We start from the raw sequence: 14,276 nt of genomic DNA, 5'->3' as shown, positions 1-14,276 counted from the left end.
TGGCGTCACCGGCCGCCACGCCGCAGCTGATCGGCGATACCCCGGCGATGCGGGCGCTGTTCCGCGCCATCGGCCGGCTGGCGCAGGTGCCGTTGTCGGTGCTGGTCCAAGGGGAAACCGGCACCGGCAAGGAGCTGGTGGCGCGCGCATTGCACCGCGAGTCGCCGCGCGCGCGCGGGCCGTTTGTGGCGCTCAATACCGCCGCGATTCCGGCCGAGCTGCTGGAAAGCGAGTTGTTCGGGCACGAGGCGGGTGCCTTCACCGGCGCGCAGAAGCGGCACATCGGCCGTTTCGAACAGGCCGACCGGGGCAGCCTGTTCCTGGACGAGATCGGCGACATGCCGCTGCCGCTGCAGACGCGATTGCTGCGGGTGCTGGCCGAAGGCGAGTTCTTCCGGGTCGGCGGCCGCGAGCTGATCCGGGTCGATGTGCGGGTGATCGCCGCCACCCATCAGGATCTGGAAACGCTGGTCGAGCAGGGCCGCTTCCGCGCCGATCTGCTGCATCGGCTGGACATGGTGCGCGTGCGCCTGCCGCCGCTGCGCGAACGTCGCGACGATGTGGCGCAGCTGGCCGACAACTTCCTCGCCATCGCCGCGCGCAAGCTGGATTCGGCGACCAAGCGGCTGACCCCGGCCGCCTTGCAGGCGCTGCGCGCGCATGACTGGCCCGGCAACGTGCGAGAGCTGGAAAACGTGTGCTGGCGGTTGGCCGCGCTGGCGGTAGCGGACACCGTCGATGCCGACGATGTCCGCACCGCGCTGTCGCGCGGCGGCCGCAGCGCGCCGCTGTCCGCCCCCGGAGTGGCGTCATGGGACCGGCAGCTGGCGGCCTGGGCGCGGCAACGGCTGGCCGACGGCGGCAACGGCCTGCATGCCGAGGCGCTGCAGCGGATGGAGGCGGTGTTGCTGGAAGCGGCGCTGGAGGCCACCGCCGGCCATCGCGCCGAAGCCGCGGCCCGGCTCGGGCTCGGCCGCAATACGCTCACCCGCAAACTGGGGCGCGGCCGCCCCCGCAGCCGGTGATCCCGAGGGCGGGCCCGGACCTTTCATGATCCGTGGACGCCCCGCTGGTTAGTTTTCCCGCAAGGAGTTGCCCATGCGTTGTCTCAAACCGTTCCTGCTGCTGGCCACGTTGAGCGTGGCCGCCTGCAGTTCCGCCCCGTCCGTCGCGCCCAAGCCGGTGGCGGCGCCCAGGGGCAGCCTCCCCAGCACCGCACAGCGGGCCGAAGCCAATCTGGCCCCGGCCTCGGCCAGCCTGGTCAGCGGCCGCCTGGCGCTGGTGCCGGAAGCCGGCGGCGTGCATATCACCGGCGTCATCGGCGGCCTGCAGCCGCGCCAGCAGGCCGCGTTCCATGTGCATGAAAACGGCGATTGCAGCGCGGTGGATGCCAGCAGCGCCGGTGGCCACTTCAATCCCGCCGCGATGCCGCACGGCCGCGCCGGCACGTCGCCGCACCATGCCGGTGACATGGACAACCTGCAGGCCGATGCGGCCGGCGTCGCCACGGTCGATGTGCACCTGCGCGGCGTCACCCTGGGCGGCGGCGGTGGCCAGGATGTGGCCGGGCGCGCGCTGGTGGTGCATGCCGGTGCCGACGACTATCACAGCCAGCCCGCCGGCAATGCCGGCGCGCGGGTCGCCTGCGGGGTCATCCACGTTGTCCGCTGACTCCCCTATTGCTGTCCACCGAAGGAGAATTCCGATGCGCCTGTTCCACCCCACCGTAATCCTGGCCTGCGCGCTGGGGCTGGTCGCCTGCAAACAGCAGCCAACCCAGGCCGTACCCGAGCCGGCCGATACCGCGATGTCGGCGGCCAGCGATGCCGCCGCCCCGCCGCCGCTGCCGGCGCTCACCGCGGTGGCCACGCTGGCGCCGACCCAGGGCAGCCACGTCAGCGGCACGGTCACGTTCAGCACGGTCGACGGCCACCTGCATGCCAGCGGCCAGCTCAGCGGGCTCACGCCCAACAGCGAGCATGGCTTCCATATCCATGAAAAGGGCGATTGCAGCGCGCCGGACGGCAGCAGTGCCGGTGGCCACTTCAACCCGGCCCATGTCGCCCACGGTGCGGTCACCGCCAACCCGCACCATGGTGGCGACATGCCCAATATCGTGGCCGATGCGCAAGGCAACGCCGTCGTGGACGGCCCGGTGTCGAGCAACGTGAACATCGGCAACGGCGATGATTTCGACATCCTTGGCCGTGGCCTGATCGTCCATGCCGACGCCGATGATTACGTGACCCAGCCCACCGGCAACGCCGGCGCCCGTCTGGCCTGCGGCGTGATCCAGCGCGGCCATTGAGCGGTGCCGGGCCGCGCCACCGGCAACGTTTCCGGTGGCGTGGCGCGCAGCTCAGTAGTTGCGCCACAGGCCCGGTGTGGCCAGCTCCAGCAGGTGCTGGTCCGGGTCGCGGAAATAGACGCTGTGGCCGCCGGCCGGCCAGTCGGTGTGGCCTTCCACAGCGATGCCATGCGCGCGCAGGTGGTGTTCCCAGCCACTCAGCGTGTCGCTGGCAATCGCAAACGCCACATGCTGGCGACCGTGGGCAGCGTGCGGTGGAATCGTGCCGTAGGGCAGGATCACGGTGGCGTCGGTGCTGCCGCGCTGGAACAGCAGCAGCACCTGCGCCGGCGCCAGTGGATAGGCGACCAGGCGCGCGTCGGCATGCATCGGGTGCAGCCCCATCACCGGTTCATAGAAGCGCCGGGCGGCGTCGATATCGGCCACATACAGCGCGGTTTCCAGCACGCCGCGCAGGGCGGGCGGGGACGGCAGCGGCGATGGCATGGCGCACTCCGGCAATGACCTGTATGCCACCTTGCGCGCAGAGGTGTGCAGCAGCGATGAGCCGCCGCCGCGTCACCAGAGATCCTTTCCGGGCCAGGCGCGAGCGCGCCGCCCGGGCCCTCAGCCGGCCAGCAGCTGTGCGGCGTCCTGGCCGGCTTCGCAATGCACGTACAGTACCGGCAGCCCGTGGGCTTCGAGCACCGCGGCCATCTGCCGCTGGCGCATCAGGTACTGGTCGTAGATGCGCTGCAGACGCTCGCCGTCCTGCTGGTCGAAGGTGTAATGCGCGCACCACCCGGCCGGATCGAACAAGGCCATGCGCACTTCGCCCTGGGCATATCGCAGCAGCGGTTCAGGCGATGACTGCAGCCACTGCTCGCGGTCCGGCGCGAACATGGCCGTTTCCAGCAGCGGCCACAGCGCGGCCAGGCCCTGGTTGTCGTACTGCATGGCCATCATCGCGGCCAGGTCGTGCACGGTGAAATAACGCGCGTGCTCGATTTGCGCGCCGAACACGGTCTGCGCCAGCAGCGCGGTATCGGGCTGGGCCATGCCGTTGGCCAGCAGCACTTCCTCCAGGGCATCGGCCACCTCGCGGGTCTGCGCGGCGTCGCTGCCGGTCAACACGAACGGCACCACCCGCAGGCCACCGCCGGTCAGTTCCGGGTCGGCCTGCAATGGCAGCGGCACCGCGCCATTGGCGTCGGCGCCGAAAGCCAGCAGGCGCGCACCCTGGCCGCGACCGGGCGCACGCATCTGCAGCTCCTGCAGCCGACGGTGGATCGGCCAGCCGGGGCGCAGCACTTCGGCCGGATCGAAATGGGCGCCGGCAAACACCAGATCCAGTTCACTGACCTGCGGCACCAGCTTGGCCAGGTCACGCCCGACCAGGGCGGCAAGCTCGCCGGACTGCAGCGACGACAGCGCGGCGTGATCCGGATTCTGGCCACCGGCCAGCTCCAGTGCCAATACGCCCAAGGCGTTCATATCAGAGAGGGAATTGCTCATGTTTCGCGGTTGGCCCGTCACTGGCTCGAAGCTACACTCGACATGCATTATGCCTGCCCGTTGTGTGCAGGCGACGTTGCGCCACTCCTTCCCATGTCAGGTACCCCCATGCCCAGCGCCCGTCCCGTTGCCATTCTCGGTGGTGTCCGTATTCCGTTCTGCCGCCAGAACACCGCGTATTCGGATGTGGGCAACCTTGGCATGTCGGTGCGCACGCTCGGCGCGCTGGTGGAACGCTTCGGCCTGCACGGGCAGCAGCTGGGCGAAGTGGCGATGGGCGCGGTGATCAAGCATCCCAGCGACTGGAACCTGGGCCGCGAAGCGACGCTGTCTTCCGGGTTGTCGCCGCTGACGCCGGGCATCACCCTGCAGCGCGCCTGCGGCACCTCGCTGGACAGCATCATCACCGTGGCCAACAAGATCGCGCTGGGCCAGATCGAATCGGGGATCGGCGGCGGTTCGGACACCACCTCCGACGTGCCGATCGTCTACGGCAAGGCGTTGCGTGCGCGGCTGCTGGCCGCCAACCGGGCCAAGAGCACCGGCGACAAGTTCAGGGCGCTGACCCACGGTTTCAAATTCAGCGAACTCAAGCCCGAGTTTCCCGGCGTGGCCGAACCGCGTACCGGCAAGAGCATGGGCGACCACTGCGAGGACATGGCCAAGCAGTGGAACATCGGCCGCGATTCGCAGGACGAATGGGCGGTGTCCTCGCACCACAAGCTGGCCGCCGCCTACGAGCGCGGCTTCTTCAACGGACTGATCGCCCCGTTCCGCGGCGTCGAGCGTGACAACATCCTGCGTCCGGACACCTCGCTGGAGAAGCTGGCCACGCTGAAGCCGGCGTTCGACAAGGTCTCCGGCCGCGGCACCTTGACCGCCGCCAATTCGACCCCGCTCACCGACGGCGCCGCGGCGGTGCTGCTGGCCAGCGAGGAGTGGGCGCGCGCGCACGGCCACGAACCGCAGGCCTGGCTGCGCGATTCGCAGGTGGCCGCGGTGGACTTCGTGCATGGCGAAGGCCTGCTGATGGCGCCGACCATCGCGGTGCCGCAGATGCTCAAGCGCAACGGCCTGACCCTGCAGGATTTCGATATCTACGAGATCCATGAAGCGTTTGCCGCGCAGGTGCTGTGCACGCTGCGGGCCTGGGAAAGCGAGGACTATTGCCGCACCCGGCTGGGGCTGGACGCGGCGATGGGCAGCATCGATCCGGCCAGGATCAACCCGCTGGGTTCGTCGCTGGCCACCGGTCACCCGTTTGCCGCCACCGGCGCGCGGGTGATCGCCACCGCGGCCAAGCAGCTGGTTGAACGCGGCGGTGGCCGCGCGCTGGTGTCGATCTGCACCGCGGGGGGAATGGGCGTGGTGGCGATCGTCGAGCGCTGAGCGGGCACGCTGCGGGAGTTTCCGCAAGGGCGGCGGCCGTCGTTCGACGCGAACCGCGATGGGGCTGGGTGCAACGCGCCGTGGAATGCCGTGAAAGTGGCGGGCGCTGGAATATGACTTGCGTGCTCACACGCGCGGCCCGCTACCGACCGGGAGCGGCGCGATCGCGCGGGCGGGTTCCCGATTGCCGTGCGGGCGAGGTCAGGCGCCGCCACGCGCTGCCGGCGTGAGCCGTTTTGCGCGGCTCAATGGGCGTTGCCCGGCAATGTTGGAAAGCCGTGCGCGTCGCGTTCTTCGGCCACCGCCTGGTCCTGGATGCATTGGCGCAGGTCGCGCCGTTCCAGTGGCACCGCCGCTTCATTGCGCGTGCAGCGCAGCGCGTTGTGCAGGCAATGCCGGGCCAGCGCGTCCTCGCCCTGTGCAGCGAAACCGTCGCCCAGCGCTTCCCACGCCTCGGCGCCTGCGCCCTGGGCAATGGCCCGGTGCAGGAAATCCTCGGCCTGCGGCCACTGCCCTTGATGGCGTGCCAGGGCGGCCAGGGTCAGCAGCAGTGCGGGGCTGTTGGCATGCGCCTGCAGCCAGCGTTGTGCGCTGGCCCGGCGGGCGTCGAATTTCTGCACCGGCAGGCGCCCATATCCGGCCGCCAGCGATTCGTCCCAGCGGCTGTCCAACGCCTGTTCGAGGGCCCGGATCGCCGCGTCGTCCCAACCCAGCGCCACCGCGCGCTGGGCGTAGGCCATGGCCACCACCGGCTCGGCGCGCAGCGCCTTGGGTACGGCTTCCCAGTGGCCGGCCAGCACGTTGACGTCGGCGGATTCGACCAGCATCTGCGCTGCCAGCCGGATTTCCAATGCGGCCAGCGCGTCGGCGGTGAGCACCTGCTGCTGGCGCAGTGCACCGAGCTGGCCGTACGCCTCGGCGGCCCGGCCGGCGGCCGCCAGTGCCTGGGATCGCAGCCACAGTCCACGCGGTGGCAACGGCTGGAGGGCGTTGGTGTCCAGCGCCGCCAGCGCCAGTTCCGGATTCTGCTGTGCCAGCCAGCGTTCGGCGCTGTGCAGCGCATGCAAGGTGGGGTCGCTGTCGGCCAACTGCTGCAGATACCGGCCGGCGGCGGCATTGTCGCCGCGCGCTTCGGCCGCGCGCAGGGCGGCGACCTGGGCGATGGCGCGCACTTCCGGATCGCTGGCGGCGCTGTGCAACTGTTTTTCCGCGCGCTGCCACTGGCCGCGATCCAGCGCCTGCAAGCCTTCGGTCAAGCGCGCGCGTCCCTGGCGACGCCGGTGGCGGCGCCATGCGCGGAACGGGGCGCTGAGCAGCGACCACAGCAGCCACAGCAGCAGCAGGGCGATCAGCACGGCCAGCGCGGCCTGCGGCAGGGTGGCGATGTAGTCGTTGCCGCCGGCGCGCACGATCACTTCACCCAGATCGCGCCCCGGCTGCTGCGCCAGCCACTGCGCACCGAGGATGCCGAGCGCGGCAACCAGCAACAGGATCAGCAGGGAACGGAATGCTTTCATGGGGTCCTCCCGGCGCGCAGTGCACGCAGTTGCTGCAAGGTGCTGCCCAGTTCGGGCAGCAGCGGCTGCAGATCGGTATCACGCAGCGTCCGTAGTTCGGCCTGACGTTGCCGCAGCGCCGGTGAATCGGGCCACAACCGCGGCAGCCATTGCGCCACGCGATCCAGTGCCCGACGGTAGCCCCGGGTATCGCCGCGTTCCAGCGCGGCGCGCGCCAGGCTCAGCTCGATCTGCAACGAATCGGCCGCAGCGATGCGCTCGGAATGGGCCACCAGCACGTTGCCATCGGCCGGGCGGATCTGCACCAGCGGCGACAGCAGTTGCTGCCACCACGGCGATGTTCCGCGCCCGCTCGCCGCCGCTGCGGCATCCGGCAACTGGTGCAGGGCCCGGGCAAAGTGGTCCAGCTGCGCCTCGGCGCTGGCGCGCACGCCCGGGCCGAGGGCATCGACCGCGTGGCGTTCCTGGATCAGCGCCTGACGCAGGTTCAGGTAACCGGGCAGGTCGATACCCTCCAGCGCTGCGGCCGCCAGCGCATACAGGCGCCGGGCACCGTCGAGGTCGCCGGCGAATACCAGGCGCTGCTGCGCCTGGCTGAGCAACAGTTCGGCTTCCTCCTGGCGCAGCGCCTGGCTGCCTTGGCGCGAATGGTCGGCCAGCCGGGCGAAATTCTCTTCCAGCAGCGCGTTGCGCTGGCTCAGTCCCAGTAGCTCGTCCCGCAGGATACGGTTGGTGGCGGCCGCATCCTGGATGGCACGGGCGTTGGCACGCTGGTCGCGCCGCAGGCCCTCGAGGCTTTGCCCGAACGCAGCCAGCTGTTCGGCGGTGGTCTGGCGCAGCTGCAGGACCTGCCGTTCGCGACTGTGCCAGGCCTGGTAGCCGGACACGCCGGCGGCAACCAGCGCGGCCAGCGCCACGACCCCCGCCACCCGGCGCAGCAGGCGGTGGGGCGGCAGAGGGGCAGGGACTTCATTCATGGCGGCACGGCTTCCTGGGGGGAGCAAACCATCGCCGCTGGCACCATGGCCACGGCGATGGCTGGCAAGCATCGCCTGCGACGCCGCCGGGCTGCAAATTCACCGCTGGAAAGGCCGCGATCCTCACCGCGCGCGCAGCAGGTCGCGCGCGGCGGCAGCCAGTTGTGCCGGCATCGGTCCGGCCGCGGCGCGCACGCAGGTAAATCCCTGAGCGGCGGCCAATTCGGCCAGCCGCGGGCCGGCGGTGACCACCGGCTGCTGTTGCCAGCGGGAGCGGAGGTCCGCCGGCAGCTGCGGCAGCACCAGCAGCAGCGCCTCGCCGCTGCTCACCGCCAGCACGCTGGGGCTGGTCAGCGCCTGCAAGCGGCGCAGGCGTGCCGGCGGCAGCGGCAACGCCACCCGCTCATAGACGTTGGCCCGGATCAGCTCGGCGCCGCGCGCCTGCAGCTGCGCGGCGATGAGGCCGCGGCCACCGGGCGCGGTGACCAGCCCTGCGCTCAGCCCCTGCAGCGACGACAACGCCGGCAGCGCCAGCAATCCTTCGCTGTCCATGCGCGAGGGCGCCAGCACCTCGCGCACGCCATGGCGGCGCAATGCCCGGGCCGTGCCTTCGCCCACGGCCAGTACGCCCGCTGAATGGCGTGCATGCAGGGGCGCCAGCCGCGCCGCCGCATTCACTGCGGCCGGACTGGTGAAAACCACCCGGTCCGCGGCCAGCGCACGGGTCAGCTGCCGCCGCGATTCAGGGTCGTCATAGGCCTGCAGATACCACGGGGACAAGGCGATCAGGCCGGCGCCGACGCGGGCGGCGGCGTGCCGCAGCGACGCGTGGCCGCCGCGCGGCCGCAACGAAATGAGATGCCAGGGAGTGTCGGCTGGCACATAGGCGCGAGTGTTCATTCCATGCATTATGCGAGCGCTTTTTTGATCCTGTAGCGAGTCCATGTCCGATATCCCGTTTTCCCCCGTGTTGCTGGACCGCCTGCAGGTGGTGCTGGAGACGATGCCCGCCGTGGCCGCGATGCAGATCCGCATCACCGGCTACGACCACGATGCCCTGCGCATCCAGGCACCGCTGGCGGCCAACGTCAATGACAAAGGCAATGCGTTTGGCGGCAGTCTCGCGTCGGTGATGACCCTGGCCGGCTGGGCGCTGGTGACGCTGCGCCTGCAGCTGGCCGGTTTTGATGCCGAGGTGTATGTCGCCGACAGCAACATCCGCTACCGCGCGCCGGTGTACGAGGACCTGCTGGCTACCGCCAGCGTGGCCCCGGAGCAGGACTGGGACGCGTTCGTGACCACCTTCGCCCGGCGTGGCCGCGCCCGTATCGGCGTGCAGACCCGGCTGGCCGGCGGTGGCGCCGAGTTGAGCGGACGTTTTGTGGCGCTGGCCAAAGGGTAGGATGGGCGATCGCACCGGGGGTCGTATGCCGCGCCTTGTCCAGATTGCCATCGTGATGCTGTTGCTGGTCGCCGGCGCTGCCGCCGCGGCCGGTCCCACCCGCAGCCAGCGCACCAAGCTGCTGCAGTTCCAGGACGGCTACGCGGCGGCGGTGCGCTGGAGCGAGTTCGAACGTGCGCTGGAATTCGTCGATCCCGAACAGCAGCGGACGCAGCCGTTGAGCGATCTGCAGCGCGAGCGCTATCGCCAGGTGCAGGTCTCCAGCTACCGCGAGAGCGGCGGCGGGGTCTTGCCCGATGGCAGCGTCGAGCGCCGGATCGAGATGGGCGTGATCAACCGCAACACCCAGGCCGAGCGCCAGGTGCAGGTGCGTGAACGCTGGCGCTGGGACCCCGCGGCCAAACGCTGGTGGCAGACCCAGGGCCTGCCGGACCTGTGGCAGGGCCAATAAGCGCCACTGGCCGCCGCCCGGCCGGCTTGTGCGACAATCGCCGCCCGCTTATCGCCCCGTGACCTGAGTGAATTACGAAGAGTTGCTGGCCTTCGCTGGCCGAAATCCGATGTTGTCGCTGGCCCTTGCCGGCCTGACCGTGGCCCTGGTCGCCACCGAGATCGGGCGTCTGTTCCGTGGCTACAAGGCGCTGAAGCCGGCCGAGCTGACCCGTCTGGTCAACAGTGGCGGCGCCACCGTGATCGACCTGTCGAGCGTGGCCGAGTTCGAGAAAGGCCATATCGCCGGCAGCCGCAATGTGCTGGCGAGCCAGCTCACACCCACGCACAAGCTGCTGGCCGCGGCCCGGCAGTCGCCGGTGGTGCTGGTATGCCGCACCGGCAATGCGTCCGGCACCGCCGCCAAGACGCTGAAGAAAGCCGGATTCGAGCAGGTGTTCGTGCTTGATGGCGGTCTGCCGGCGTGGCAGGCCGCGGATCTGCCGCTGGTCAAAGGCCGCGCCTGAGCACTAAATTCCTGTGAAGGGCTTGTGCATGCTGCGGCGTGCCCCCATCGCAAGGGATGTAACAATCCCATTCATTGAACAGTCAGTTCTGGAGTCTTGAGAAATGTCCGAAGAGAACACCAACGGCGCCGTTGCCCCGGCCGAAGCCGCCACCGGTCCCGCGTTCACCATCGAGAAGATCTACGTCAAGGACGTTTCTTTCGAATCCCCGAATTCGCCGGCCGTGTTCAACGAAGCCGTGCAGCCGGAGCTGCAGCTCAACCTCAACCAGCGCGTGCAGCGCCTGGCCGAGAACGCCTTTGAAGTCGTGCTGGCGGTGACCTTGACCTGCAAGGCCGGCGACAAGACCGCCTACGTGGCCGAAGTGCAGCAGGCCGGCGTGTTCGGCCTGGTCGGTCTGGAACCGCAGGCGATCGACGTGCTGCTCGGCACCCAGTGCCCGAGCATCCTGTTCCCGTACGTGCGCTCGCTGGTCAGCGACCTGATCCAGGCCGGCGGCTTCCCGCCGTTCTACCTGCAGCCGATCAACTTCGAAGGCCTGTACGCCGAAACCCTGCGCCAGCGTCAGGAGCAGGCCGAAGCCGGCACCTCGCTGGCCGATTCCGAGCCGGCTGGCAACGCCTGAGCGGCGCTCCGTTACCGCGGATGAGCCATAACGCAGAAAAAGTCGCTGTTCTCGGCGCCGGTTCCTGGGGCACTGCCCTGGCCAGTCTGCTTGCCCGCCACGGTCATCCGACCGTGTTGTGGGGACGCGATGCGGCCGTGATCGAGGCCATCGACCAGCGCCACGACAATCCCCGGTATCTGCCGGGGATTGCCCTGCCTGAAACGCTGCGCGCCACCACCGACCTTGCCGCAGCGGTCGCCGGGGCGGCATGGATCCTGGTGGTGGTGCCCTCGCACGCGTTTGCCGAAACCGTACGGATGCTGGCGCCACTGCGACCGGCCGCGGCCGGCGTGGCGTGGGCGACCAAGGGCTTCGAGCCCGGTTCGGGCCGCTTCCTGCATGAAGTGGCACGTGACGTCCTGGGCCCCGAGGTGGCGCTGGCCGTGGTGACCGGGCCGTCGTTTGCCAAGGAGGTGACCCAGGGGTTGCCGACCGCGGTCACCGTGCACGGTGACGATGTCGCGTTTTCCCAGGGCGTGGCCGAAGCCATGCATGGCCCGGCGTTCCGCGCCTATACCGGCGATGACATGGTCGGCGCCGAACTGGGCGGGGCGATGAAGAACGTGCTGGCGGTGGCCACCGGTGTGGCCGATGGCATGCAGCTGGGCCTCAATGCCCGGGCCGGCCTGATCACCCGCGGTTTGAATGAAATGCTGCGCCTGGCGGCGGCAATCGGTGCCAAGCCGGAAACCCTGATGGGCCTGGCCGGCCTCGGCGATCTGGTGCTGACCTGCACCGGCGACCTGTCGCGCAACCGGCGGTTGGGGCTGGCGCTGGGCCGGGGCCAGACACTGGCCGATGCGGTGCGTGAAATCGGCCAGGTGGTGGAATCGGTGCAGACTGCCGATGAGGTCATGCGCCAGGCCGAACGCCATGGCATCGATCTGCCGATTTCGCAGGCGGTGCGGGCAGTGCTGCATGGCGACCTGAGCCCGGCCGAAGCCCTGCAGCAGTTGCTGGCACGGGACCAGAAACCGGAATACCCGGCCACGCTGTTCAAGTGACAATGACGGCATGATGACGCAACAAGCCCGGCGATGCCGGGCTTTTTTGTGCTTTGCGGCTTCACAAATATCGGCCGCCAGCCTGCCGCGGCGCGCACCCGCCGACCGCGCCGGAAGCGTGCAACGCGACGCCCGCGTTCGCGCGGAGGTCGGGCGCGGCAGATACCGGCCCATCCAGGTGCCGCCGCCGGCCGCAGCGATACGGAGCTTTGCGCCAGGCAAAAAGAAGCCCGGTCGGAGACCGGGCTTCAGTGGCGCGGGGGAGAGAGAGAATCTCGCGCCGGTGAAACGTGCAGCAATTACCAGGTGAAGCGCGGGCCGACGAACCATTCCTTGTCGCCACCCTTGGCCAGCTTGACCTCGCCGCTCAGGCCCCAGTTCGGGGTGAACTTGGCCAGGCCACCAACGCGGCCGTAGAACTCGCCGTCCGGATTGATGCCGTGCTTCTTGCTGTAGTTTTCGTAACCGGCCAGCGCATAGCCTTCGAACATCGGGCTGAACGCGGTGCGGGCACCGACTTCGGCGCTGTAGCCGTTGAAGCCCGGGCCGTACTGCGGGTCGAACTTCTGGTACGCGGCGCGGGCCAGCAGGTCGGTATTGGGGGCGATGCCGTAGTTGTAGCCCACACCCAGACGCCACTGGTCGACATCAATCTTGCCGGCATCGGTTTCCTGGGAGGTGTAATCACCGAAAACGTGGAAGTTCGGCGCCACGGCGACCGAGCCCTTCACACCGAAGCCGTCGGCGTCGCCGCCCTTGGCATCGGTGTTCACATAGCCGCCTTCCACATAGTTGTAGGACAGGCCATCGGCAGCGGAAGCGGCAAACGGCAGGGCGGCCAACAGGCCAAGCGCAATCAGGGAAGTCTTCATAATCGGGAATACCTTTTTAATTGGTTTGGTCAATGCGGCGGGTTGCTGGGCCGCTCCGACAGTTGTGAATTATCCGTTAGCCACCCCAATCCACCCTGAATAATAAACTGACCAGTACATAAATTAGGTGTGAAGGCGCGGAACTTTCGTGTTGTCTTCTGGTAAGGCCGAATGGCCCCATCCCACCGGCCGCCGCGGTAACGGTGCGGGGCAAAGGCGAACCTGGAAGTGGTGGGCGGGTCGGCCCGGCCGCCAGAAGCCAGAGTGGGGTGGCGGCCAGTCCGACGTGTTCGCCGGCAGGGCCGAGCAGGGCGCGGCACTGGCCGTGGATGGCGACCTGCCAGCCGGCCTGTTCCCGCTCGGCAACGTCCACCGGCGGCAGGCGCAGGGCTTGTAGTCCGGGCGCGCGGCGCGGCGGCCGCGATCGTGGCGAGGGTGTCGGTATCGCCCACTCGCGCTTCCAGCGAACGCCGGCCATGGCGGAACATCGGTCCGTCGCTCACCGCCTGCAGATTTTCGCCCGCCCGCAGCACCGGCTCGCCTTCACTGTTGGCCAGCCACGCCAGCGATGCGCGGCCAGATCGGCCAGGCCCAGGGCCGCGCCGGCATCGGTCGCGAGCGTTTCCCGCGCACCCCTGGCGATCACTACAACGCCGCGGTATTGCCGCGGCGTTTTCCAGTCAGAACCACCACCACAACGGATGCCCGGCTGCGCGGGAGCTGGGCACGCTTGCGTCGCTATTGCGTCATTGCGTCCTTGAATCAGCGCGCCATGTCTGTTTCCACTCCTTTGCAGGGTGACCCGGAGAGAATCGAGGGTCGCGACCCGTGGTCTTCGCGCATCGCCACGCGATCACCGACCGCAGGTGTCTTTCGGATATCCGGCCAGCCTGTGTGATGCAGGGCACGGACCTCAAGAGAGAACGTGGTCCCTCAGGTGTCGACGCTGCAGTCTGGGGAAAGACGTAAGGGTTTTCCTACGCAGTGCTGTTGGAGGCCTGGGCTATAGTTCCCTGGGCCCAATTCTGCGCAAGGAACTTCATGCGACGCGCCGCGACTTGTTTGGCTTTCGCTGTTCTCGCGACCTCCGTTACAGGATGCACTACCGCCATGCCAGCTCAATCGAATGCGCCTGTTCGATCTTCCGATGCACCCGTCATGGACAAGCGCAGCCGCACCGTCAATGGCAACGTGCTACCGCTGCGCTTCAAGCGTCATGACTTCGAGGCCCACTGCTACAACACGCAGGCATGCTCGGTGGTCTACGACAACCATGGGTTCACGCACTCCTATGAGCGCGCATCTGCACCCGCGCCGCTCGGCCCGGATTACCGGGAAAACTGGGGATTTGCGTCCTATATCGGCGTGCAGAACTTCCCCTCGTCCGCCCAGCTGAAGTGGATCTCGTTGGATGGTGCCCGGCACGAGGCAGAGGTTGATGTTGGCAGGATCTTCAAAGATGAAATTGCGTTGCACAGGATTCCCGACGAAGAGCTGCCTGATGGCATGTTCAAGCAGGGACTGATTGGTGGGCCAAGTATTTTTGTCGAGGTCAACGACCGCACCGTCAGCGTCTATTTCAAGGCGCTGATTCCGACAAAGTCGGAGCAGATGGCCGGAAACAGGTACAGCACAGGTCGGGATGATCTTTTCCTTGTTTTCACGAGAAGCTACTAATCGCAGGAAGCGA

General features: G+C 68.5%; 16 protein-coding genes. 10 read left to right on the top strand and 6 right to left on the bottom strand.

Annotation, left to right across the window (positions count from 1 at the left end):
- From QZH66_RS06155 to QZH66_RS06145, 3 genes are all read left to right on the top strand, one after another.
- A partial coding sequence (locus tag QZH66_RS06155) for a sigma 54-interacting transcriptional regulator (protein WP_305805077.1) occupies positions 1–1,025 on the top strand: 1,025 nt, incomplete at its 5' end.
- A 73-nt stretch (positions 1,026–1,098) separates the two neighbouring features.
- The gene (locus QZH66_RS06150; RefSeq protein WP_305805076.1) at positions 1,099–1,671 is read left to right on the top strand and encodes a superoxide dismutase family protein; all 573 of its coding nucleotides are present in this window, start codon (positions 1,099–1,101) and stop codon (positions 1,669–1,671) included.
- 34 nt (positions 1,672–1,705) lie between these two features.
- Positions 1,706–2,308: a superoxide dismutase family protein gene (locus QZH66_RS06145; protein ID WP_305805075.1), complete on the top strand. Its 603-nt coding sequence runs from the start codon at positions 1,706–1,708 to the stop codon at positions 2,306–2,308.
- 51 nt (positions 2,309–2,359) lie between these two features.
- Here QZH66_RS06145 and QZH66_RS06140 read toward each other — a convergent pair whose 3' ends face one another.
- Both QZH66_RS06140 and QZH66_RS06135 read right to left on the bottom strand, forming a co-directional pair.
- Positions 2,360–2,794: a VOC family protein gene (locus QZH66_RS06140; protein WP_305805074.1), complete on the bottom strand. Its 435-nt coding sequence runs from the start codon at positions 2,792–2,794 to the stop codon at positions 2,360–2,362.
- A 120-nt stretch (positions 2,795–2,914) separates the two neighbouring features.
- Positions 2,915–3,802: a hypothetical protein gene (locus QZH66_RS06135; protein WP_305805073.1), complete on the bottom strand. Its 888-nt coding sequence runs from the start codon at positions 3,800–3,802 to the stop codon at positions 2,915–2,917.
- A gap of 93 nt (positions 3,803–3,895) precedes the next feature.
- On the opposite strand from QZH66_RS06135, the gene QZH66_RS06130 reads away from it, so the two are divergent.
- Positions 3,896–5,191 carry an acetyl-CoA C-acetyltransferase gene (locus tag QZH66_RS06130; protein ID WP_305805072.1) on the top strand — a complete coding sequence of 432 codons (1,296 nt, stop codon included), beginning with the start codon at positions 3,896–3,898 and terminating at the stop codon, positions 5,189–5,191.
- Positions 5,192–5,436: 245 nt separating this feature from the next.
- On the opposite strand, the gene QZH66_RS06125 is transcribed toward QZH66_RS06130, so the two are convergent.
- From QZH66_RS06125 to QZH66_RS06115, 3 genes are all read right to left on the bottom strand, one after another.
- A complete protein-coding gene (locus QZH66_RS06125) occupies positions 5,437–6,708 on the bottom strand; it encodes a heme biosynthesis HemY N-terminal domain-containing protein (protein ID WP_345783834.1) in 1,272 nt (423 codons plus the stop codon).
- Positions 6,705–7,685 (bottom strand): uroporphyrinogen-III C-methyltransferase, encoded by a 981-nt coding sequence (locus QZH66_RS06120; RefSeq protein ID WP_305805071.1) that lies wholly within the window; start codon positions 7,683–7,685, stop codon positions 6,705–6,707. Before QZH66_RS06120 ends, QZH66_RS06125 begins: the two co-directional genes overlap by 4 nt.
- 123 nt (positions 7,686–7,808) lie before the next feature.
- Complete coding sequence (locus QZH66_RS06115) at positions 7,809–8,585, bottom strand: uroporphyrinogen-III synthase (protein ID WP_305805070.1); 777 nt, start codon at positions 8,583–8,585, stop codon at positions 7,809–7,811.
- A 43-nt stretch (positions 8,586–8,628) separates the two neighbouring features.
- Between QZH66_RS06115 and QZH66_RS06110 the strand changes: the two genes are divergently transcribed.
- The 5 genes from QZH66_RS06110 (at position 8,629) to QZH66_RS06090 (ending at position 11,714) form a co-directional block, all read left to right on the top strand.
- A complete protein-coding gene (locus QZH66_RS06110; protein ID WP_305805069.1) occupies positions 8,629–9,087 on the top strand; it encodes a YiiD C-terminal domain-containing protein in 459 nt (152 codons plus the stop codon).
- Between the two features lie 25 nt (positions 9,088–9,112).
- Positions 9,113–9,538, top strand: a complete 426-nt coding sequence (locus QZH66_RS06105; protein ID WP_305805068.1) for a hypothetical protein — start codon at positions 9,113–9,115, stop codon at positions 9,536–9,538.
- Positions 9,539–9,605: 67 nt separating this feature from the next.
- Positions 9,606–10,043 (top strand): rhodanese-like domain-containing protein, encoded by a 438-nt coding sequence (locus tag QZH66_RS06100; protein WP_305805067.1) that lies wholly within the window; start codon positions 9,606–9,608, stop codon positions 10,041–10,043.
- 103 nt (positions 10,044–10,146) lie between these two features.
- Positions 10,147–10,668, top strand: coding sequence for a protein-export chaperone SecB (gene secB, locus QZH66_RS06095; protein ID WP_305805066.1), 522 nt, complete (start codon positions 10,147–10,149; stop codon positions 10,666–10,668).
- 20 nt (positions 10,669–10,688) lie between these two features.
- The gene (locus tag QZH66_RS06090; protein ID WP_305805065.1) at positions 10,689–11,714 is read left to right on the top strand and encodes an NAD(P)H-dependent glycerol-3-phosphate dehydrogenase; all 1,026 of its coding nucleotides are present in this window, start codon (positions 10,689–10,691) and stop codon (positions 11,712–11,714) included.
- Positions 11,715–12,013: 299 nt separating this feature from the next.
- Here the strand turns inward: QZH66_RS06090 and QZH66_RS06085 are convergent, their stop codons facing one another.
- Entirely contained in the window at positions 12,014–12,586 is a 573-nt protein-coding gene (locus QZH66_RS06085; RefSeq protein WP_305805064.1) for an Ax21 family protein, read from the bottom strand.
- Positions 12,587–13,744: 1,158 nt separating this feature from the next.
- On the opposite strand from QZH66_RS06085, the gene QZH66_RS06080 reads away from it, so the two are divergent.
- Entirely contained in the window at positions 13,745–14,263 is a 519-nt protein-coding gene (locus tag QZH66_RS06080; protein WP_305805063.1) for a hypothetical protein, read from the top strand.
- Positions 14,264–14,276: the final 13 nt, after the last annotated feature.

It is taken from the genome of Stenotrophomonas sp. YIM B06876 (assembly GCF_030711595.1).
In the GTDB taxonomy this organism is placed as follows: domain Bacteria; phylum Pseudomonadota; class Gammaproteobacteria; order Xanthomonadales; family Xanthomonadaceae; genus Stenotrophomonas.
The sequence above is the reverse complement of the archived record's forward strand: the minus strand, read 5'-3'. Positions and strand labels throughout refer to the sequence as shown.